Origin of the sequence: Providencia rettgeri (genome assembly GCF_001874625.1) — a bacterium.
GTDB lineage: Bacteria > Pseudomonadota > Gammaproteobacteria > Enterobacterales > Enterobacteriaceae > Providencia > Providencia huashanensis.
On sequence record NZ_CP017671.1, the window covers coordinates 1,632,460 to 1,655,203 of the forward strand.

Consider the following 22,744-nt stretch of genomic DNA (forward strand, 5'->3'; position numbering starts at 1 on the left):
AACTAAGTGTTATGAATATTAATGACCGTGTTTATGTAAAAACCGATGGGCAAGAGCGCCGAGAAGGTAAAATTTTACTCATTGAACCTTTCAATGAAGGCGTCATGTATTTAATTTCATTGCCGGATTACCCAGAAGGTATTTGGTTTTTTAATGAAAAAGATGGTGATGAAGGGACTTTTGTTGTCCCAATTGAAGGGTAGAGTTTTACTTTATTTAAAATAAATTAACACTTTGTTCTTTACATCATAAATTTCCCCACCTATACTCCACCCATCTTTTACTTAGGAGATTATTACTTGGACAGTCAGAGTTGGAATAAAAACTTAATTTAACGGCAAGCCAGTAATCGTCTTTTCTTTTCGCTGCTTGCCACTAGGGCGGGCGGTGTCTGATATTTTTCATCACACACACCCTTATATTATAAACAAAGTACTCTCTGCTATTTAGTTTAGTCAGTGTATTACTGCTATGTTGAGTGTGTATCATGTTGGTATATATTTACTCTCTATTCCCTCCAGGCAATAGCCAATAATTTTTAGGGTAATTTATTTACTCAAAATATGGCTATGTGCTTTTTATTAAGCATGTAAGTCTCATTATCCAAGCTGTTTTTGGAGGAGCTACTATGCTTTTTTCTCCTGATATTTTAAATCTGCTTTCTGCAATGTGCTTTGGCGCATTAATCGGTGCTGAACGCCAATGGCGTCAACGAATGGCTGGCCTTAGAACCAATGCTTTAGTGGCTACAGGTGCTGCGGTATTTATTTTAAGTTCGGTGACAACATCACCAGATAGCCCGGGCCGTATCGCGGCGCAAGTTGTCTCAGGAATTGGTTTTCTGGGCGCAGGCGTCATTATGCGTGAAGGTATGAATATTCGTGGCTTAAATACCGCGGCAACTCTTTGGTGCTCAGCAGGGATCGGCGTGTTGTGTGGATTAGGCCAGTACTCACTGGCCTTGATGGCCACACTGTTAATTTTATGTGCCAATATTTTACTAAGGGAAGCGGCTTCGCGGATCAATAAGCAACCACAGCAGCAAGCTCTTGATGTAGAGCAGCGCTATAAAATTCGCGTTATGTGTCATCAAACCGATGAAATCCTAGTAAGAACACTTATCTTGCAAGCCATTAATGGCTTACATATTCGTTTACGGTCTTTGAGTAGCGCGGACACTTTAAAGCCTGAACAACTGGAAGTGTGTGCTGAATTTTTAGCAACACCTGCCGAGCAGAAAGAAATCGAAGCATTGGTATGCCGAATAAGCCTTGAGCAAAGTGTCAGTGCTATCAATTGGAAAGTGGCATCAGAGCTACCCGCCTGATGTTAGAAATTAACTCACTATAGGAGCCGAAATGGACGATCACCCTCCGTCATGGAGTAGAAAATGGAGCTATCTAACGGATAATTAAAAGGTTTTTATTTTGGTTAGGTAGCGTAAAAATAGGCAATTGTTGTATTAGAGACAACGCTATGACTGAAATAAGACATCAACGCAAAAGCGTTAAAGCTGCTCCTGTTCGCCAAAAATTTATTGTTGGCGAACAGGCCAGTAAAAATATTGAGCAAGTACTTAATGAATATCAAACGAATTTATTAGGTCTGACAGAAAATGAGGCGATGGATCGCCTTGTTACTGAAGGGGAAAATGAAGTTGCTCATGAAAAAGCGCCTCCTGCTTGGAAGCAATTACTCATTTCTTTTAAAAATCCATTCATATTCGTACTCATTATATTGGCAATAGTGAGTTTTTTTACTGACTATCTTATACCTGAGCGACAAGGTGATGAGACTGATTTAACTGGTGTAATAATCATTATTACAATGGTTTTGCTGAGTGGGTTACTTCGTTTTTGGCAGGAGTATCGAACTAATAAAGCTGCTGAAGCCTTGAAATCATTAGTACGTACCACTGCTACCGTATTTCGACGTGATAATAAAACAGGTCGTTCTACTCGAAAAGAAGTGCCGATCAAATGCTTAGTACCCGGTGATATTGTTTTATTATCTGCCGGTGACATGGTTCCTGCAGATTTAAAATTGGTTGAATCGAGAGACTTATTTATAAGCCAAGCTATCTTAACCGGAGAATCTATACCGGTAGAAAAATATGACACTCTAGGTGATATTTCTGCTAAAAGTTTAGAACCTGTTTCACCAACAGAAAACGAGTTATTAGAAATATCCAATATTTGTTTGATGGGGACCAATGTAACCAGTGGAACAGCGCGTGGAATTGTTGTTGCCACAGGGTCAAACACATATTTGGGGTCATTAGCTAAATCCATTGTTGGTAGTCGGGCGCAAACGTCATTCGACCGTGGTGTTAATAGTGTAAGTTGGTTACTGATCCGTTTTATGTTAGTCATGGTACCTATCGTGCTACTGATTAATGGCTTCACAAAAGGAGATTGGTTTGAAGCTACGCTATTTTCACTAGCAGTTGCTGTTGGGTTAACGCCAGAAATGTTACCGATGATCGTTAGCTCGAATCTAGCTAAAGGCGCAATAGCAATGTCAAAGCACAAAGTTATTGTCAAAAGGTTAAATGCTATTCAAAACTTTGGTGCCATGGACGTACTTTGTACTGATAAAACAGGGACGTTAACGCAAGATAAAATTATTTTAGAACACTATTTAGACAATAATGGGCAGAAAAATAGTCAAATTTTGCAATTGGGGTGGCTCAATAGTTTCCATCAAAGCGGCACTAAAAACATGATGGATCAGGCGATAATTCGCCGAGGAAGAGGGAATAGTGAAGTTGAAAAACTAAAAGCATTTCAGAAAATTGATGAATTACCGTTTGATTTTATCAGACGTAAATTATCAGTGACGGTTAGAACCCCTTCAGGAGAGGCCTTGTTAATATGCAAGGGGGCAGCCGAAGAAATGCTGGCAGTATGTCAACATTATCAGCAGGATGGACAGTCTTATTTACTTGATGAGCAGGCGAGGGCGAAAATAACTGAGCTAGTAAGTGACTATAACAGGCAAGGTTTTCGTGTGTTGTTACTTGCGACTCGTCAGTTAAATGATGCGGAAGCTAGTTTGCCCTTATCTGCACAAGCGGAGCAACAGTTGGAGTTACAAGGTATTTTAACATTCCTTGACCCAGCAAAGGAAAGCGCTATTTCTGCAATTGCTGCACTGCGTGAAAATGGGGTTACTGTTAAAGTTCTGACGGGTGATAATGCCATTATTACCGAAAAAATTTGTCATGATGTAGGGCTAAATATTAGTGAAATCATGTCAGGTTTAGAAGTTGAAGCATTATCTGATGAAGAATTAAGTCAAAAAGTAGAGCAAGTTTCTGTTTTTTGTAAATTAACGCCATTACAAAAATCGCGTATTTTAAAAAGGTTACAAGCGAACGGTCATACTGTCGGTTTCTTGGGTGATGGGATCAATGACGCTCCTGCTTTACGAGATGCCGATGTGGGGATTTCTGTTGATACTGGAACAGATATCGCCAAGGAATCAGCAGATATTATTTTGCTAGAAAAAGATTTAATGGTGTTAGAGCAGGGGGTTATTAAAGGAAGAGAGACTTTTGGTAATATTATTAAATATTTAAATATGACTGCAAGTTCAAACTTTGGTAATGTATTTTCGGTATTAATTGCCAGTGCATTTATTCCATTCCTTCCTATGCTAGCCATTCACTTGCTCGTTCAAAATTTACTGTACGATATTTCCCAACTAGCATTACCTTGGGATAAAATGGATAAAGAGTTTTTAAAACGACCTCGTAAATGGGATGCAAAAAATATTGGGCGTTTTATGATTTGGATTGGGCCAACCTCTTCAATTTTTGATATCACAACTTTCGCCTTGATGTGGTATGTGTTCCAAGCAAATAGTGTTGCCCATGAAGCGCTTTTCCAGTCAGGTTGGTTTGTTGAGGGTTTGCTCTCGCAAACATTAGTTGTCCATATGTTAAGAACACAAAAAATTCCGTTTATTCAAAGTACAGCGGCATTACCTGTATTATTAACAACAGGGCTAATTATGGCATTAGGTTTATATATTCCATTCTCTTCATTTGGTGAAATGATTGGGTTACAGCCATTACCAATAGAGTATTTCCCATGGTTAGTATTAACATTGGTGAGCTATTGTGTTGTTGCTCAATTGATGAAGCAGTTTTATATTAAACGCTTTGGGACTTGGCTATAATAGATCGTTAAATAAGAAAACGGGAGGGCAAGGACTGCTCTCCCTATCTTCAACTAAACCGCCGTTTTTTTTCCGATTGAAAAGTATAAAGTAACAATCTCATCATTTGCTTGGTTGAGTTTATTTTCCAGCAATGCCATAGCTTCAGAATTTGCGCAATCTTTGACTTTCTTAAAATTAACATCCGGGAAAAAAATTTCCTGAATTCTGGCATTGACTGTATCAATTACATATTTGGTTACTGCTGCGTTATTTTCATTCGACTGTTCTTTTTTAAGGGATAGATAATGTGTAATTGCTTGTTTTATCTGAGTATGCTGAGGAAGAAGCTGTTTAATAAATAGTTGCGATGCATTTGTATCAATATCAGACTCAGGAATGCCACATTTTCTCGCAACACGATGAAAAATTTCTTTTTTATCATTAGAGGTAAGAGAGACTTTTGTTTTATCTAGTTTATCCGATAATTTTGCCCTTGTTTCATCAATAGCTCTGTTAATAGTGCTATTGATTTGAATTTTTTTTTCGCCTTTTTTAAATTCTTTTAATAGGGTAACCTTTTCGATTTGAGATTTCAGTTTGCTCACAATTTTGTGTTCATTTAACGTAATCGTATTATTCTCAAATTTAAGTTCTATTTTTTTACTATTAATATTTAAAGCTTCTTTGATCTTATGGCTAAATTTACTACAACCCTTTGTTATGGTAATAAATGGCTTGGGTGACTTGACAACTTGGTTTAAATGCATGCTCATTATTTTTCCTTAATGTATTAAATCATTTTAATTCTATTAAGTTAAGGGGGGATAAGCTTGCAAAAAACTATGGGAAAAGTGAATGTATAGGAAGGGATGATTTCCTAGGTAATTAAGAGAATAAAAAGAGCCGCAATAGGGCTCTTTTTGGAAAACTGACTAATCTAAATAATTCTTTATTATAGACCTAAAGCCGTTTTCATTTGTTTCATCGCATCAATACCTTGTTGGCAAGCTTTGTCTTGCTGGTCTTTAGGTAGTGCTGCAACTTGCTTTTTACCTTCTTCCAGTTGACCTTTCATTGCATCCAACTGTGCTTTTGCTTGAGGGTTTTCTGAAGCTTTAGCAATTAAGCTATCAACTTCAGCGAAGTAAGTATTACAAGTTTCAGTTGCACCAGCAACTTCACCTTTTTTCTCTTCCTCTGAACAAGCAGTGATCGTCAGTGCCAATAAACCCATACCACAAGCTAAAATTAACTTTTTCATAATCAACCTTATTAAATTTATTTATTTATATAGCAAAACGAAGTATATAAGAGATGTTTTTAATATCAAACGTAACAAATCCTAAAATAATACTTCAATAATATAGTGGTATATGCGAAAGGTTGGATAATAATATCGGGATATTTTTTATTTTAGATTGCTATTATTCTTATAGCGATAAAATCATTGTTTATCAGTGTATTGAGTTGTTGTCATGAGACATGCATTCGAAGTAAGTACTGGGTACTAAGATAAAACATTTCAAAATTTAGCGAAGAAAATGACGTTGCTTACATATTATTGGGGTAAACATATTTTGAATTGAAAAATATGCTTACCCTAATGTTACGCATATTTACTTAACTTTATGGGGTCATATAACATTTTTATATTTATTATAATACTTTGTTATATGCGGTATCTATTGATTAAAACAAGGGTCAATTGTAACTAAATGTTTACATGTGAGTGATGAATTGGCTTTATTAAATATTTTTAGAATTAATATCTGTACATTTAAGATGCAACTATAGATACGAAAAGTGAGCTGCTTCACAAATTTACGAATAAAACCTTTGTATATGTATAAGTTTGATTTTTAAATCAAATTTTCTTTGTACGAAGATGAAATTATAAGGTAAAGTCTTTGCCTTTAGGCAGTCTGAACAGCTCATGTCGCTATTTGGTAGGTTAACAATAAGTGTACAGAGTTAACGGTATTTAGGTTAATTAGGTTGACGCTAAATCAAATTCATACCAAAATTGACTCACTGTTGAAATTCGCCAAAGAGCGAAATACAAGTTAGAATGCTTCAAATAAAGGGTATTAAATTTTCTTACACTACATTCTCAGGAGGATCATTCTCCTAAAGAGAAAGTAAGAGGGCGAGATGCGGGGTTACTCGTATCACTATGCAACATAGCAGATATTCTATTAATGCTATGGGCATGTAATGTATGTAGCTTGATTTATCTAGTTACAATTTTATATTTAGACTTACACACAGGGCTTTACCATTATGTCTGCTTCTATTGTAAAGAAACGGCCTCTGAGTCGTTACATTAAAGATTTTAAACATAGTCAAACTCATTGTGCACATTGTCACAAAACTTTGGATCGTATCTCTTTGGTTTTCAACGATGACATCTTAAATAAAGAAGCTATCGCTGATATGACTGAATTGGTCGATGAAAGTACTTGGGGGGAACTACAAGGTAAATTTACTGCACTTTGCCGCTTTTGTAGTGAGATTTATTGCAATAGTAATATTGATTATTTTGATATCATGTCATTTAAACAGTATTTATTCTTACAGACTGAGATGAGCCATAGTACTGTTCGCGAATATGTTGTTCGCTTACGCCGCTTAGATGAGTTGTTATCTTCATCTAACTTTTCTATGAAAGAATTTACTGCAAGTAAGGTTCAAGAACAGTTAAGTGAAAAAATGACAGACTCTGCATTTAGTAACTATAATATTGCCTTGCGCAAGTATGAGCAGTATTTATTCTGGGAATCAGAAAAAACTCAATAACATATTGAAAATACATAAATAATAGCTATTTTCATTGTTATAATTTAATGAATTGGTGTCCGTAGGGCACCTTTTGCGTTTTTATAGTATTAACCTATTGTTATAAAATGAATTATTATTCGAAATAATGCCCCAAAATTCATTATTCTCATTTGATAAAAAATATGGAAGGTTGAATATTCAAGGGATAAGTAAATAATGAATAGCACTATAAAGTAAAGACCTAGTCTCATGTACGGTGAAACTAGGTCTTTTGTTTTTTAGCCGATGGTCATTAAGCTTGCGTTACCGCCCGCGGCTGCGGTATTGACACTTAAGGAGCGTTCATGAACAAGGCGTTCGATAAGCAAATTTGTTTCACCTCGTTCAAATCCTTGTACTGAAATAATTGGCCCTTTACGTTGTGCAATAGCTGCGCAAACGTCTTTTAACTGATCACTATCGCCGTGATAAATCACCCCTTCAATTGGCTCCTTCGTTTCTTGCCAGTTTTTAGTCAATGAGATTGATTTTCTCACTTTTTCAGGAAGTGATTTAAACAGTTTTTGATGGAGTTCGCTTTGTGGCCATAAGGACTGACAACCGGAGGAAAGAACCGCGGCTAACTGAATCAAACAATCTTTTTCGTTGTCACTAATACACAGAATTAAACCACGTGGGCGTAAGGTATATGTATTTCTTTCGCCTGTTGGGCCTGGCAACACTCTGGTGGTTCCAGCTTGTGTATAGCGAGTAAATAATTCAATTACCGAAGGTTCAATAATATTATTTTGTTTTTCTACCCATTGGGCAAAGGACTCAAAAGATGACAGTAAATCTGCTCGAGCACTTGCATCCATAGGTAAATGATTATCTTGTCTTTCTAATGTATTTGAAACTGCGTTATCCGGTCGTTCACTTAATAAACGATAAAGGTATAATGGACCGCCAGCTTTAGGCCCTGTGCCTGATAAGCCTTCTCCACCAAACGGTTGAACGCCAACAACCGCTCCGACCATATTGCGGTTAACATATAAATTTCCGACTTTAGCCTTAGAGACAACTTGGTTAATTGTTTCGTCAATGCGAGTGTGTACACCTAGAGTTAACCCATAACCGGCTGCATTAATTTGGTCTACTAAGGCATCTAATTCATTACGGTTAAAGCGAACAACATGCAGAACAGGGCCAAAAATTTCTTTTTTCAGCTCGTTGACATTATCTAGTTCAATTAATGTCGGTTTAACATAAGTTCCTTCTGTTTGTTCTTGTTGATCGTCAGGGTTTTCGAAAGCGGCTTGGAATACGGCTTTCCCTTTACTGCGCATTTGCTGAATATGTTGTTCAATATTTTCTTTTGCTTCGCGGTCGATAACTGGGCCAATATCAGTAGAAAGGTGCTCAGGGTTAGCCATCCGGCATTCTTCCATTGCGCCTTTTAACATGCGGATTGTTCTATCGGCAACATCTTCTTGTACGCATAAAATGCGTAACGCGGAGCAGCGTTGACCCGCACTATCAAATGCAGAAGCAACTACATCAGCAATAACTTGCTCTGTTAGCGCAGAAGAATCGACAATCATAGCATTCAAGCCCCCGGTCTCTGCAATGAGCGGAGTAGGGCGACCTTGTGCATCTAAACGCCCAGCAATATTACGTTGTAGTAGCCCTGCAACCTCAGTTGAACCTGTAAACATGACACCACGAACACGCTTATCACCAACCAACTGTGCACCGATAGTTTCCCCTTTACCGGGTAAAAACTGTAATACATCTCTCGGTATTCCCGCTTGATGAAGTATTGATACAGCAATGGCACCAATTAGCGGAGTTTGTTCAGCAGGTTTGGCGAGGACAGTATTACCTGCAGCAAGGGCTGCCGCAATTTGCCCTGAAAATATCGCCAATGGGAAGTTCCAAGGACTGATACAGACAATCGGACCTAACGGTCGATGGGTATTATTATCAAAGTCATTTTTGACTTGGGTCGCATAATAATTGAGGAAATCTACCGCCTCTCTGACTTCAGCGATTGCATTATTGTAGGTTTTACCCGCTTCACGTACTAAGACATCCAATAATGGTTGCAATTGCTGTTCCATCAGATCGGCTGCGCGTAATAAGATAGCTGCACGTTCAGAAGGGGGCGTTGCGAACCAAATGGTTCCTGCTTCATCGGCAATATTTAAGGCATGTTCCGCCTCTTGCTCAGTAGTTTCACGAACTTGCCCGACAATATCTTTATTACATGCAGGGTTAATGATTGGTGTCGATTCAGGTATTGCTTGGGATGGTTGGAAATCCCCACCGAGTAGCGGCTGGGCAATTTTTTGCTGCATTGCTGCACTGAGTAGAGCGCTAGATAAAGACGCCAAGCGATGTTCATTAGAAAGGTCAAGGCCCATAGAATTTACACGATCTTGACCATATAAATCGCGAGGTAATGGGATTTTGGGGTGCGGTAGCCCAATTTGGCCTTCTGTTTTTGATAATTCAAGGATGTCTTTTACTGGGTCTGCGACTAGCTCATCCAGTGGAATAGTTGCGTCAGCAATACGGTTGACAAATGAAGTGTTCGCGCCATTTTCCAGTAATCGGCGAACTAAATAGGCAAGTAAGGTTTCATGGGTGCCAACAGGCGCATAAATTCGGCAAGGGCGATTAAGTTTACCATCAGCAACTTTGCCTACGACTTGTTCATATAAAGGTTCACCCATACCGTGGAGGCATTGGAATTCATATTGCCCTGGGTAATAGTTTTTACCTGCAATTTGGTAGATAGCCGCAAGAGTATGTGCATTGTGTGTCGCAAATTGAGGGTAAATTAAATTTGGTACAGACAATAATTTACGAGCGCAAGCCAGATAAGAGACGTCAGTATATACTTTACGAGTATAAACAGGGTAACCCTCTAAACCGTCAATTTGAGCACGTTTAATTTCACTATCCCAATAAGCCCCTTTAACCAGACGGATCATCAAACGGCGTTGGCTACGCTCAGCTAAATTGATAATAGAGTCAATGACAAAAGGGCAACGCTTTTGGTAGGCCTGAATAACAAAGCCGATACCATTCCAGCCCGCCAATTGTGGTTCAAAACAGAGTTTTTCTAATAAATCTAAAGAAATTTCTAAACGGTCAGCTTCTTCTGCATCAATATTAATACCAATATCATATTGGTGTGCTTGTAATACTAAAGACAAGAGACGTGGGTATAATTCATCTATGACGCGTGAGTATTGGGCACGGCTATAACGCGGGTGTAGCGCCGATAATTTAATCGAAATACCCGGACCTTCATAGATACCGCGTCCATTTGATGCTTTACCAATCGCGTGGATCGCTTGCTGGTAAGATACCATATAATCTTGGGCATCTTTTTCTGTTAACGCAGCTTCTCCGAGCATATCGTAAGAGTAACGGAAGCCTTTATCTTCAAGCTTGCGTGCATTCGCTAGCGCTTGAGATATTGTTTCTCCTGTTACGAATTGCTCCCCCATTAGGCGCATTGCCATATCAACACCTTTGCGGACTAAAGGCTCACCACTTTTACTAATGATCCGATTCAAAGAGGTCGATAGTTTTGCTTCGTTGTGGGTAGAAACCAACTTACCTGTAAATAAAAGGCCCCATGTTGCTGCATTAACGAACATTGAACTACTTTGGCCTAGGTGTGATTGCCAGTTACCATTACTAATTTTATCGCGGATCAGGGCGTCACGGGTTGCTTTATCTGGAATACGAAGTAGGGCTTCTGCTAGGCACATTAATGCCACACCTTCTTGAGAGGACAGGGAAAATTCCTGTAGCAAACCTTGAACTAAGCCAGAACGACCGACACCATTTTTTTGGTTACGTAATTTTTCGGCAATCGAATAGGCTAATTTATGAGCAGCTTCGGCTTGTTCTACGGGCAGTTGTGCTTGCTGTAATAACATCGGTACTGCTTGTGTTTCAGGAACCCGATAGGCAGAAGTAATTGCGGAGCGTTTTACAGATTGTGGTAAAATGTGCTCTGCAAAATCTAAGAATGGCTGATAGCTAGAGTCAACCGTTGTGTCTTCATCTGTTGATTGGTTTTCTTTTGCGTCGACATCGGCTGATAGCTCAGGAAGAAATTGGCCATTATCGAATTGTTCTAGGTAATTATAAATAGCTTGTTTGATAAGCCAATGTGATGTGCGGTCAAGACGTTGAGCGGCATTTTTAATGCGTTCACGAGTTGCTTCATCAAGTCTCACACCCATAGTTGTTGTGCTACTCATCTTAATTCCTCTAGTTCACGAGTCGGTTAAATCGAAAAGTTACATCAGAGTATCCTAATGTTGCAACTTTGTGCAACATTGTTAATCGTGGTTTCTGAGGGAAATGTGAAACACATCTGGTTTTTATATGGTGAATATTATTTGCTCAATTTATGGTTATTTATTTTGTATATATTTCATATAGTTATAACCTTTTGGTTGTTGTGGTATTAGTTAGTCATTCATTTGTAAATCCGACTTTAAATTTTAACATTTGTGATATGGATTCTATTTATGGAATAAAAAATAGTTAATTTCTTGTTAATTTAATAGGAGTCTGTCTAGGATGGAGTCGCTAAGAAATTAAAATTAGTGCAACGCAAACAATCACAGCCTATTTGGTGTTCATAGAGATAAATGAAAAAGTGCAATAAAGTGCAACACCATGAAGTGACAAGTTATCAAAGGCAATTATATAAAGATAACTAACAATTTTTAAAAATACTCAATGGAGAAAACGGATGACTGTAAGCACTCCGATGATCATTATGTTCATCGTATACATTACTGGCATGTTATTAATCGGCTACTTGGCCTATCGCTCGACCAAAAACTTTGATGATTATATTCTTGGTGGCCGAAGCTTAGGGAGTGTTGTCACCGCATTATCTGCAGGTGCTTCCGATATGAGTGGTTGGTTGCTGATGGGGTTACCTGGTGCTATTTTCTTGGCGGGTATCTCTGAAAGCTGGATAGCAATTGGTTTAAGCCTAGGGGCTTACCTTAATTGGCTATTTGTTGCTGGGCGTTTACGCGTACAAACAGAAAAGAATAACAATGCCTTAACTTTACCCGATTATTTCACTAGCCGCTTTGAGGATAATAGTAAAATTTTACGTATTATCTCCGCTGTGGTTATTTTAGTTTTCTTTACTATCTACTGTGCATCAGGCGTTGTTGCTGGCGGTTTACTGTTTGAGAGCACATTCAATATGAGCTACGAAAAAGCCATGTGGTTAGGTGCATTAGCGACAATCGCTTATACCTTTTTAGGGGGTTTTTTGGCGGTTAGTTGGACAGATACCGTTCAAGCGTCATTAATGATTTTTGCTTTGATTCTGACGCCTATCGTGGTGATCCTTTCATTAGGTGGAATTGATACTTCAATTGAAGTTATAAAAGCGAAAAACCCTGAATACCTAGATATGTTTAAAGGAATGAACTTTGTTGCCATCCTATCGTTATTAGGCTGGGGGTTAGGCTATTTTGGCCAGCCTCACATTTTAGCGCGTTTTATGGCTGCAGATTCCCATCGCACTATTCGTTCTGCACGTCGTATTAGTATGACATGGATGGTTTTATGTTTAGTGGGAACTATTGCAGTAGGTTTCTTTGGTATTGCTTATTTTGAAAACAATCCAAGCTTAGCGGGTTCAGTGTCGAATAATAGTGAACGTATTTTCATGGAGTTAACCGGAATACTGTTTAACCCATGGATAGCGGGTATCTTGTTATCTGCAATATTAGCGGCAGTAATGAGCACATTAAGTTGCCAATTGTTAGTATGTGCAAGTGCGTTAACGGAAGATTTATATAAACCATTTTTCCGGAAGAAAGCGAGCCAAAAAGAGTTGGTTTGGGTCGGGCGTGGTATGGTGTTAGTTGTTGCAGCCATCGCTATTTATATTGCTCGTGACCCAAATAATAAAGTTTTAGCGCTAGTAAGTAATGCATGGGCAGGATTTGGTGCAGCATTTGGGCCAGTAGTATTAATCTCTGTGATGTGGAAGCGGATGACTCGTACAGGCGCATTGGCAGGTATGTTGGTGGGTGCTGTAACCGTATTAGTTTGGATGAAATATAAATGGTTCGATTTATATGAAATCATCCCAGGCTTTGTGTTTGCAACAATAGCAATTATTGTTGTCAGTATGGTAACTAAAGGGCCTAGTGCGGCAGCACAAGCACGGTTTGATGAAGCGGAAGCGGAATATAAATCTCATTAATTGAGGTGTACCGATAAGATAAAAAGCCGAGTAATTTCAATTGCTCGGCTTTTTTGTTTGTCAAATCAACAGCCTAGTAATTAATGGGCAAAGGTTAATTAACTTTCCTACGTTTAGCTATTTGGTAACCAATAGCCAAAACGATAAACCAGACTGGTGTTGCAATTAAAGCCTGTCTTGTATCGTGTTGGAATGCCAGTAACACCACCATAAAGGCGAAAAAGGCTAAGCTTAACCATGACATAACAATACCCGCAGGCATTTTATAACGTGAAGATTTATGCATCTCTGGTCGTTTCTTACGGAAATTCAAATAGCTATATAAGATCATACTCCAAATAAACATAAATAGGATAGCAGACACAGTGGTAACCAATGTAAATGCATGCATGATATCAGGAATAAAGTAGATCAGAATGATGCCGAAGCTCAGGCAGATGCAAGTAAATATTAGGCCTGTTGCAGGTACAGCTTTTTTTGATAATTGGCTGAATTGTTTTGGGGCATCCCCTTCTTTAGACAGCCCAAATAACATTCGACTGGTAGAAAATACACCACTGTTGGCTGATGAAGCCGCAGAAGTTAACACCACAAAATTGACAATGCTTGCAGCAGCAGGGAGGCTGATAAGGACAAACATTTCTACAAATGGGCTTTTATCAGCCAAGATAGTTCTCCATGGCGTTACTGCCATAATAACAATCAAGGACAAAACATAAAATGCAATAATTCGGATTGGGATTGCATTAATGGCTTTTGGTAATGATTTTTCGGGATCTCGAGTTTCTGCTGCTGCCGTTCCTACTAATTCAATCCCAACGAAAGCAAAAATAGCAATTTGGAAGCCAGCAAAAAAACCGCTTATTCCCATCGGGAACATACCGCCATCATTCCAAATATTATTTAAGGATGCGATATGCCCAGTTGGTGACTGGAAGTTCATGGCGATCAACGTCCCACCTACGGCAATTAAGGCAACAATGGCAACAATTTTTATCATTGCAAACCAAAACTCTAATTCACCAAATAGCCTGACTGAAACAAGGTTTAAGGTGAGTAGGCTGATCACACAGATAAACGAGGTTACCCATTCTGGAAATTCCGGAGCCCAAAAACTAACATAGGAGGTTATGGCAATAATATCCGCTATTCCTGTGATAACCCAGCAGAACCAGTAGGTCCAACCTACAAAAAAGCCAGCCCATGGGCCAATTAAGTCAGTTGAAAAATCACTAAAAGATTTATAATCAAGGTTGGATAGCAGCAGCTCTCCCATCGCTCGCATAACGAAAAACAGCACAAAACCAATTATCATATATACGAATATGATTGACGGGCCAGCAAGTGAGATAGTTTTACCTGACCCCATAAATAGGCCGGTTCCAATTGCGCCGCCAATTGCAATAAGTTGTATATGGCGGTTACTAAGGCTACGTTTTAATTGATTACGGTCAGCATTATGCTGCTTCGGTGTTGATGTTGGATTTTCTTCCATACTGTAAAGTGTCCGTAGTGGTTTGTTATTGTTAGCCACAGTCTTTTTTTATTTTGTGGTTATGTTTGCATGAAATATTGTGACATAAATCTCAATTAGAGTAAGGAAAAGTTACCTTACTGGAACCGGAGTGATGTTTATTCGAACTATAATTATCCTAAATTTAACATTCGCAACTAAAATTTAACTTAGGTAATAAAAATAGCAGAATAGTATTGACTGTATCAATTGATGGGCGTTAAATATTTCGTATTGGGTTGTTAGCTCAGTTGGTAGAGTAGGTGACTCTTAATCATTAGGTCGGGGGTTCGAGCCCCCCACAACCCACCAATTTTTTCAATAAGTTAGGTGTTGGTTGCGTTACTTATGCGTACCATTTGGGACGTATTTGGGACGTGAGCATTAAATATTGTATCAATTTGCTTGGCGTGTTTGGCTAAGTGATCTGGTGTTAAGTGTGCATATCGTAGAACCATTTTAATGTTTTTCCACCCGAAATCCCCATGATAGATTGTGCTTGACTGCATCACCACTTATCCCGAGTACCAAAACGAAAACGGCGACGAATTAGAAAGCGAGGCCCTTGCGATATTCCAAATGGTCACTGGATTGACGTGCGTGTAAATATGCCTAGTAACTTACTCTACAATCAAAAGCAAGCTGAAGCTGAGAGACTCGCTAAGCTAGAAGCAGAGCGATTAGCGGAAGAAGAAGCTAAACGTGCAGCAAAGGAAGCGGCAGAACAGGTAGAGCAACAATAAAAATCAATGCGCCAACGACTTAAGCTGGCGCATTGGTTTAATCAACTTATTCTATCAAAATAGAGACATTCACATGCCCTTTGTAGGAGCCCGGCTTAACATTGCCTAGAGCGCATAAATTAAAATATAACGACTTAATAAAGTTTTGGCTAGGAAGCGTTGATAACGAGTGGCTGTTTAAGTATGAAATTGCGTCAGATGAGTTAGCATTACAAACAGTATCACTTTGAGAGCTTAATGATGTGGCGATATAAGGCAAGTCTGTTACAGCATTAGCAGTGCTACTCGTTAACACCATTCCTGTGGTGCTATTTTCCACCAGTGCATTCCCGGGGGATAACGTTAAAAAGCCTTCCTTTCCGGCCTCGTTACAGTTTACCTGTATAGACGCTAGGTTACTGGCTAATTTTTTCGGTGTCGGGAAATTCTGGCTTAATTGTGTTGGAAAAGTAATATCAGTTTGTGTTATAGGGGTGACTCTGCACGCTTTGAGTGCGGTGATAGTGACGTTATCGGCCTGAGTGAATAAGTTGGGCGTTCCTTCGTGGGAAGTATTATATGACCCGGCCCATAAAGTTACTCCGCTAATAGTGGGGCGTAATTTATATGTTCCCGGTTTTAACTTACCGCCAACAGCATAAGCAGAATAACTTGATACAGTAAATATGGCTGGGTTTTCCCGAGAAGAACTATCCTTTTTAAAAAAGTTTTTTTGTCCACTTTTGGGGTTTATTCCTAAGTTAGTATCCCCTTTTGCATAGGCATTATTGAAAATATAAAGCCCATTTAATGAGGTGGCTTTTGACCTATTGTAGGTTGCAGAAACATGCTGTATTGACCCATCATAGCGGGTAAATTGTGCATTTAGAACTCCATTGATAGTAAGTACAATCATCGCACCTTTAGGGTCATCTATATTGATAAAGGGAATGCCAGTTGCGTCTATTTCGTTAAAATAGTCAATTGAAAGAATAGTATGACTTTCCCGAGTGTTTATCCCATAATGGTTTCTATTAGCCTCAAGATCTGTTTTTGTTGGAAGATAAGATGTAACTACCGCGACTGGAGGAACAACCTCTCCTAAATATCCAGTTGCACCAACCGGCACTTTTAATTCAATGGCATGACTCTGTGTGGATAGGGTTAATAAGGTGCTGAGCAAGAGTAATGTTTTTTTCATATTCGTTATGCCTGCTGTAGAAAGTCAATATAAGCGTAAAATAAGTGTAATGGTGTATTGTAGGGCATATAACGAAGTGCTAAGAGAGAATTTGTATTAGCATTTGTAAGTAATGGATACATTTATAATGAGTAAGAATGGAACTATATTGAAAGCAGGTGAAGAGGAGACTGTGCCTAAATTGTGACACAAAAATGAGAGTGGAATTTACTGGCGTATCAGTATAGTGTCACTAGAATGTCACTATCTGGCACGAATATGTGAGTGTGAAAGCTAATTAATCCCTTAAATCAAATGGTTAATTATGGAAATGAAAACGCTTAATCATTAGGACGGGGGCGAACTCGCCACAACCTACCAAGTTTTTCAATAAGTTAGGTGTTGGTTGCGTTACTTATGCGTACCATTTGGGACGTGAGCATTAAATATTGTATCAATTTGCTTGGTGTGTTTGGCTAAGTGATCTGGTGTTAAGTGTGCATATCGTAGAACCATTTTAATGTTTTTCCACCCGAAATCCCCATGATAGATTGGGCTTGACTGCATCACCACTTATCCCGAGTACCAAAACGAAAACGGCGACGAATTAGAAAGCGAGGCCCTTGCGATATTCCAAATGGTCACTGGATTGACGTGCGTGTAAATATGCCTAGTAACTTACTCTACAATCAAAAGCAAGCTGAAGCTGAGAGACTCGCTAAGCTAGAAGCAGAGCGATTAGCGGAAGAAGAAGCTAAACGTGCAGCAAAGGAAGCGGCAGAACAGGTAGAGCAACAATAAAAATCAATGCGCCAACGACTTAAGCTGGCGCATTGGTTTAATCAACTTATTCTATCAAAATAGAGACATTCACATGCCCTTTGTAGGAGCCCGGCTTAACATTGCCTAGAGCGCATAAATTAAAATATAACGACTTAATAAAGTTTTGGCTAGGAAGCGTTGATAACGAGTGGCTGTTTAAGTATGAAATTGCGTCAGATGAGTTAGCATTACAAACAGTATCACTTTGAGAGCTTAATGATGTGGCGATATAAGGCAAGTCTGCTACAGCATTAGCAGTGCTACTCGTTAACACCATTCCTGTGGTGCTATTTTCCACCAGTGCATTCCCGGGGGATAACGTTAAAAAGCCTTCCTTTCCGGCCTCGTTACAGCTTACCTGTATAGAAGCTAGGTTACTGGCTAATTTTTTCGGTGTCGGGAAATTCTGGCTTAATTGTGTTGGAAAAGTAATATCAGTTTGTGTTATAGGGGTGACTCTGCACGCTTTGAGTGCGGTGATAGTGACGTTATCGGCCTGAGTGAATAAGTTGGGCGTTCCTTCGTGGGAAGTATTATATGACCCGGCCCATAAAGTTACTCCGCTAATAGTGGGGCGTAATTTATATGTTCCCGGTTTTAACTTACCGCCAACAGCATAAGCAGAATAACTTGATACAGTAAATATGGCTGGGTTTTCCCGAGAAGAACTATCCTTTTTAAAAAAGTTTTTTTGTCCACTTTTGGGGTTTATTCCTAAGTTAGTATCCCCTTTTGCATAGGCATTATTGAAAATATAAAGCCCATTTAATGAGGTGGCTTTTGACCTATTGTAGGTTGCAGAAACATGCTGTATTGACCCATCATAGCGGGTAAATTGTGCATTTAGAACTCCATTGATAGTAAGTACAATCATCGCACCTTTAGGGTCATCTATATTGATAAAGGGAATGCCAGTTGCGTCTATTTCGTTAAAATAGTCAATTGAAAGAATAGTATGACTTTCCCGAGTGTTTATCCCATAATGGTTTCTATTAGCCTCAAGATCTGTTTTTGTTGGAAGATAAGATGTAACTACCGCGACTGGAGGAACAACCTCTCCTAAATATCCAGTTGCACCAACCGGCACTTTTAATTCAATGGCATGACTCTGTGTGGATAGGGTTAATAAGGTGCTGAGCAAGAGTAATGTTTTTTTCATATTCGTTATGCCTGCTGTAGAAAGTCAATATAAGCGTAAAATAAGTGTAATGGTGTATTGTAGGGCATATAACGAAGTGCTAAGAGAGAATTTGTATTAGCATTTGTAAGTAATGGATACATTTATAATGAGTAAGAATGGAACTATATTGAAAGCAGGTGAAGAGGAGACTGTGCCTAAATTGTGACACAAAAATGAGAGTGGAATTTACTGGCGTATCAGTATAGTGTCACTAGAATGTCACTATCTGGCACGAATATGTGAGTGTGAAAGCTAATTAATCCCTTAAATCAAATGGTTAATTATGGAAATGAAAACGCTTAATCATTAGGACGGGGGCGAACTCGCCACAACCTACCAAGTTTTTCAATAAGTTAGGTGTTGGTTGCGTTACTTATGCGTACCATTTGGGACGTGAGCATTAAATATTGTATCAATTTGCTTGGTGTGTTTGGCTAAGTGATCTGGTGTTAAGTGTGCATATCGTAGAACCATTTTAATGTTTTTCCACCCGAAATCCCCATGATAGATTGGGCTTGACTGCATCACCACTTATCCCGAGTACCAAAACGAAAACGGCGACGAATTAGAAAGCGAGGCCCTTGCGATATTCCAAATGGTCACTGGATTGACGTGCGTGTAAATATGCCTAGTAACTTACTCTACAATCAAAAGCAAGCTGAAGCTGAGAGACTCGCTAAGCTAGAAGCAGAGCGATTAGCGGAAGAAGAAGCTAAACGTGCAGCAAAGGAAGCGGCAGAACAGGTAGAGCAACAATAAAAATCAATGCGCCAACGACTTAAGCTGGCGCATTGGTTTAATCAACTTATTCTATCAAAATAGAGACATTCACATGCCCTTTGTAGGAGCCCGGCTTAACATTGCCTAGAGCGCATAAATTAAAATATAACGACTTAATAAAGTTTTGGCTAGGAAGCGTTGATAACGAGTGGCTGTTTAAGTATGAAATTGCGTCAGATGAGTTAGCATTACAAACAGTATCACTTTGAGAGCTTAATGATGTGGCGATATAAGGCAAGTCTGCTACAGCATTAGCAGTGCTACTCGTTAACACCATTCCTGTGGTGCTATTTTCCACCAGTGCATTCCCGGGGGATAACGTTAAAAAGCCTTCCTTTCCGGCCTCGTTACAGCTTACCTGTATAGAAGCTAGGTTACTGGCTAATTTTTTCGGTGTCGGGAAATTCTGGCTTAATTGTGTTGGAAAAGTAATATCAGTTTGTGTTATAGGGGTGACTCTGCACGCTTTGAGTGCAGTGATAGTGACGTTATCACCCCGAGAAAATAAAACGGGTCGACTTTCACTAGTTACGCCAGAAGATGTAGCTCGCAAAGCTACCGAGTTAATAGTTGAGCGTAATTTATATGTTCCCGGTTTTAACTTACCGCCAACAGCATAAGCAGAATAACTTGATACAGTAAAGACCGATGCGTTTTGACTACCATTAATACCTGTAGATTCAAAAAAATTTTTACTGCCACTTCTCGGGTTTATCCCCCAAGAGATATCTGCATCTCGATAGGGACCATTGTAAATATAAAGTCCATTCAATGAGGTGGTTTTTGACCTATTGAGGGTTGCGGAAACATGTTGCATTGACCCATAATAGCGCTTAAATTGTGCATTTAAGGCTCCATTGACAGTAAGTACAATCATCGGACCTTTAGGGTCATTTTCGTTGACAAAGGGAATACCCGTTGTGCCTATTTCAGAATAATAGGGTAACCCTGAAACGACATTGCCTTCAGTGATGCTAAGTCCATAATAATCAGTATTGGCTTCAAGCGTCGAAATTGTTATAAGGTAGGCTGTAGTTACTGCAACAGGAGGAACAACCTCTCCTAAATATCCAGTTGCACCAACCGGCACTTTTAATTCAATGGCATGACTCTGTGTGGATAGGGTTAATAAGGTGCTGAGCAAGAGTAATGTTTTTTTCATATTCGTTATGCCTGCTGTAGAAAATCAATATAAGCGTAAAATAAGTGTAATGGTGTATTGTAGGGCATATAACGAAGTGCTAAGAGAGAATTTGTATTAGCATTTGTAAGTAATGGATACATTTATAATGAGTAAGAATGGAATTATATTGAAAGCAGGTGAAGAGGAGACTGTGCCAAATTGTGACACAAAAATGAGAGTGGAATTTACTGGCGTATCAGTATAGTGTCACTAGAATGTCACTATCTGGCACGAATATGTGAGTGTGAAAGCTAATTAATCCCTTAAATCAAATGGTTAATTATGGAAATGAAAACGCTTAATCATTAGGTCGGGGGTTCGAGCCCCCCACAACCCACCAAGTTTTTCAATAAGTTAGGTGTTGGTTGGGTTACTTATGCGTACCATTTGGGACGTATTTGGGACGTGAGCATTAAATATTGTATCAATTTGCTTGGCGTGTTTGGCTAGGTGATCTGGTGTTAAGTGTGCATATCGTAGAACCATTTTAATGTTTTCCCACCCGAAATCCCCATGATAGATTGGGCTTGACTGCATCACCACTTATCCCGAGTACCAGAACGAAAACGGCGACGAATTAGAAAGCGAGGCCCTTGCGATATTCCAAATGGTCACTGGATTGACGTGCGTGTAAATATGCCTAGTAACTTACTCTACAATCAAAAGCAAGCTGAGGCTGAGAGGCTCGCTAAGCTAGAAGCAGAGCGATTAGCGGAAGAAGAAGCTAAACGTGCAGCAAAGGTAGCGGCAGAACAGGTAGAGCAACAATAAAAATCAATGCGCCAACGACTTAAGCTGGCGCATTGGTTTAATCAACTTATTCTATCAAAATAGAGACATTCACATGCCCTTTGTAGGAGCCCGGCTTAACATTGCCTAGAGCGCATAAATTAAAATATAACGACTTAATAAAGTTTTGGCTAGGAAGCGCTGATAACGAGTGGCTGTTTAAGTATGAAATTGCGTCAGATGAGTTAGCATTACAAACAGTATCACTTTGAGAGCTTAATGATGTGGCGATATAAGGCAAGTCTGCTACAGCATTAGCAGTGCTACTCGTTAACACCATTCCTGTGGTGCTATTTTCCACCAGTGCATTCCCGGGGGATAACGTTAAAAAGCCTTCCTTTCCGGCCTCGTTACAGCTTACCTGTATAGAAGCTAGGTTACTGGCTAATTTTTTCGGTGTCGGGAAATTCTGGCTTAATTGTGTTGGAAAAGTAATATCAGTTTGTGTTATAGGGGTGACTCTGCACGCTTTGAGTGCGGTGATAGTGACGTTATCACCCCGAGAAAATAAAAGGGGTTGACCTTGAGAAATTAAGTGGGCGTTAGTGGTTAAAGATATCGAGTCAATAGTTGAGCGCAATCTATATGTCCCCGCCTTTAGCTTACCGCCAACAGCATAAGCAGAATAACTTGATACAGTAAAGACCGCTGGGTTTTTCTTGTTATTAGATAAAGCTGTAGGTTCAAAAAAGTATTTACTGCCACCTCTCGGGTTTATCCCCCAAGAGCCTTCCCCTTTTTCATTGGGACTATTGAATATATAAAGTCCATTCAATGAAGTTAATTTCGTCTTATTGAGAGTTGCAGAAACATGTTGTATGGACCCATCATAGCGCTTAAATTGTGCATTTAAGGCTCCATTGACAGTAAGTACAATCATCGCACCGTTAGGGTCATCTTCATTGACAAAGGGAATACCCGTTGTGCCTATTTCATCGTAATAGGGTAACCCTTTAACGTGAAACCCTTCAGTGACACGAATTCCATAATGAAAAGTATTGTCTTCAAGCACCGAAGTTGTTGTCAAGTAGGCTGTAGTTGACGCGACTGGAGGAACAACCTCTCCTAAATATCCAGTTGCACCAACCGGCACTTTTAATTCAATGGCATGACTCTGTGTGGATAGGGTTAATAAGGTGCTGAGCAAGAGTAATGTTTTTCTCATATTAGTTATGCCTGCTGTAGAAAGTCAATATAAGCGTAAAATAAGTGTAATGGTGTATTGTAGGGCATATAACGAAGTGCTAAGAGAGAATTTGTATTAGCATTTGTAAGTAATGGATACATTTATAATGAGTAAGAATGGAATTATATTGAAAGCAGGTGAAGAGGAGACTGTGCCTAAATTGTGACACAAAAATGAGAGTGGAATTTACTGGCGTATCA

The 22,744-nt window shown here is 39.2% G+C and carries 17 protein-coding genes, 1 tRNA gene and 4 pseudogenes; 10 read left to right on the forward strand and 12 right to left on the reverse strand.

The features are described from left to right. Positions 1–11: 11 nt before the first annotated feature. The 3 genes from dsrB (at position 12) to mgtA (ending at position 4,182) form a co-directional block, all read left to right on the forward strand. Positions 12–203 (forward strand): protein DsrB, encoded by a 192-nt coding sequence (gene dsrB, locus RB151_RS07220; RefSeq protein WP_042847951.1) that lies wholly within the window; start codon positions 12–14, stop codon positions 201–203. A 425-nt stretch (positions 204–628) separates the two neighbouring features. Further along, positions 629–1,327 (forward strand): MgtC family protein, encoded by a 699-nt coding sequence (locus RB151_RS07225; protein ID WP_042847948.1) that lies wholly within the window; start codon positions 629–631, stop codon positions 1,325–1,327. A 149-nt stretch (positions 1,328–1,476) separates the two neighbouring features. Beyond that, positions 1,477–4,182, forward strand: a complete 2,706-nt coding sequence (gene mgtA / locus RB151_RS07230; protein ID WP_071547924.1) for a magnesium-translocating P-type ATPase — start codon at positions 1,477–1,479, stop codon at positions 4,180–4,182. 53 nt (positions 4,183–4,235) lie between these two features. On the opposite strand, the gene RB151_RS07235 is transcribed toward mgtA, so the two are convergent. After that, a complete protein-coding gene (locus RB151_RS07235; RefSeq protein ID WP_071547925.1) occupies positions 4,236–4,937 on the reverse strand; it encodes a hypothetical protein in 702 nt (233 codons plus the stop codon). A 179-nt stretch (positions 4,938–5,116) separates the two neighbouring features. Further along, positions 5,117–5,425, reverse strand: a complete 309-nt coding sequence (locus RB151_RS07240; protein ID WP_042847942.1) for a DUF5339 domain-containing protein — start codon at positions 5,423–5,425, stop codon at positions 5,117–5,119. 1,019 nt (positions 5,426–6,444) lie between these two features. Between RB151_RS07240 and fliZ the strand changes: the two genes are divergently transcribed. After that, positions 6,445–6,960, forward strand: a complete 516-nt coding sequence (gene fliZ, locus RB151_RS07245) for a flagella biosynthesis regulatory protein FliZ (RefSeq protein ID WP_071547926.1) — start codon at positions 6,445–6,447, stop codon at positions 6,958–6,960. Between the two features lie 260 nt (positions 6,961–7,220). Here the strand turns inward: fliZ and putA are convergent, their stop codons facing one another. Further along, on the reverse strand, positions 7,221–11,204 hold the full coding sequence (gene putA, locus RB151_RS07250) for a trifunctional transcriptional regulator/proline dehydrogenase/L-glutamate gamma-semialdehyde dehydrogenase (protein ID WP_042847940.1): 3,984 nt from the start codon (positions 11,202–11,204) through the stop codon (positions 7,221–7,223). Between the two features lie 500 nt (positions 11,205–11,704). Here putA and putP point away from each other — a divergent pair, with 500 nt between their 5' ends. Further along, complete coding sequence (gene putP / locus RB151_RS07255) at positions 11,705–13,189, forward strand: sodium/proline symporter PutP (RefSeq protein ID WP_042847939.1); 1,485 nt, start codon at positions 11,705–11,707, stop codon at positions 13,187–13,189. 94 nt (positions 13,190–13,283) lie between these two features. On the opposite strand, the gene cycA is transcribed toward putP, so the two are convergent. Next, positions 13,284–14,684, reverse strand: a complete 1,401-nt coding sequence (gene cycA / locus RB151_RS07260; protein WP_042847937.1) for a D-serine/D-alanine/glycine transporter — start codon at positions 14,682–14,684, stop codon at positions 13,284–13,286. A gap of 254 nt (positions 14,685–14,938) precedes the next feature. Between cycA and RB151_RS07265 the strand changes: the two genes are divergently transcribed. Further along, positions 14,939–15,014 (forward strand) — tRNA-Lys (locus RB151_RS07265). Between the two features lie 14 nt (positions 15,015–15,028). Here the strand turns inward: RB151_RS07265 and RB151_RS23595 are convergent. Then, positions 15,029–15,178 (reverse strand): annotated as a pseudogene (locus RB151_RS23595) (integrase); the annotation flags it as partial. Between the two features lie 132 nt (positions 15,179–15,310). Here RB151_RS23595 and RB151_RS24180 point away from each other — a divergent pair. Continuing rightward, positions 15,311–15,445, forward strand: a complete 135-nt coding sequence (locus RB151_RS24180) for a hypothetical protein (protein WP_257786025.1) — start codon at positions 15,311–15,313, stop codon at positions 15,443–15,445. Positions 15,446–15,491: 46 nt separating this feature from the next. Here RB151_RS24180 and RB151_RS22885 read toward each other — a convergent pair whose 3' ends face one another. Together RB151_RS22885 and RB151_RS24185 are read right to left on the reverse strand one after the other, a co-directional pair. Then, complete coding sequence (locus tag RB151_RS22885; protein WP_081363941.1) at positions 15,492–16,625, reverse strand: hypothetical protein; 1,134 nt, start codon at positions 16,623–16,625, stop codon at positions 15,492–15,494. A 390-nt stretch (positions 16,626–17,015) separates the two neighbouring features. Next, positions 17,016–17,138 (reverse strand): annotated as a pseudogene (locus RB151_RS24185) (integrase); the annotation flags it as partial. Between the two features lie 132 nt (positions 17,139–17,270). On the opposite strand from RB151_RS24185, the gene RB151_RS24190 reads away from it, so the two are divergent. Then, positions 17,271–17,405, forward strand: a complete 135-nt coding sequence (locus RB151_RS24190; protein WP_257786025.1) for a hypothetical protein — start codon at positions 17,271–17,273, stop codon at positions 17,403–17,405. Between the two features lie 46 nt (positions 17,406–17,451). Here RB151_RS24190 and RB151_RS22890 read toward each other — a convergent pair whose 3' ends face one another. Both RB151_RS22890 and RB151_RS24195 read right to left on the reverse strand, forming a co-directional pair. Continuing rightward, entirely contained in the window at positions 17,452–18,585 is a 1,134-nt protein-coding gene (locus tag RB151_RS22890; protein ID WP_081363942.1) for a hypothetical protein, read from the reverse strand. Between the two features lie 390 nt (positions 18,586–18,975). Next, a pseudogene (locus RB151_RS24195) lies at positions 18,976–19,098 on the reverse strand (integrase); the annotation flags it as partial. 132 nt (positions 19,099–19,230) lie between these two features. Here RB151_RS24195 and RB151_RS24200 point away from each other — a divergent pair. Continuing rightward, the gene (locus RB151_RS24200) at positions 19,231–19,365 is read left to right on the forward strand and encodes a hypothetical protein (RefSeq protein ID WP_257786025.1); all 135 of its coding nucleotides are present in this window, start codon (positions 19,231–19,233) and stop codon (positions 19,363–19,365) included. A 46-nt stretch (positions 19,366–19,411) separates the two neighbouring features. Here RB151_RS24200 and RB151_RS22895 read toward each other — a convergent pair whose 3' ends face one another. Continuing rightward, on the reverse strand, positions 19,412–20,548 hold the full coding sequence (locus RB151_RS22895; RefSeq protein WP_052219421.1) for a hypothetical protein: 1,137 nt from the start codon (positions 20,546–20,548) through the stop codon (positions 19,412–19,414). 375 nt (positions 20,549–20,923) lie between these two features. Then, positions 20,924–21,073 (reverse strand): annotated as a pseudogene (locus RB151_RS23600) (integrase); the annotation flags it as partial. A 132-nt stretch (positions 21,074–21,205) separates the two neighbouring features. Here RB151_RS23600 and RB151_RS24205 point away from each other — a divergent pair. Further along, a complete protein-coding gene (locus RB151_RS24205; RefSeq protein ID WP_257786026.1) occupies positions 21,206–21,340 on the forward strand; it encodes a hypothetical protein in 135 nt (44 codons plus the stop codon). 46 nt (positions 21,341–21,386) lie between these two features. Here the strand turns inward: RB151_RS24205 and RB151_RS07290 are convergent, their stop codons facing one another. Further along, positions 21,387–22,523, reverse strand: coding sequence for a hypothetical protein (locus RB151_RS07290; protein WP_081363943.1), 1,137 nt, complete (start codon positions 22,521–22,523; stop codon positions 21,387–21,389). Positions 22,524–22,744 lie beyond the last annotated feature (221 nt).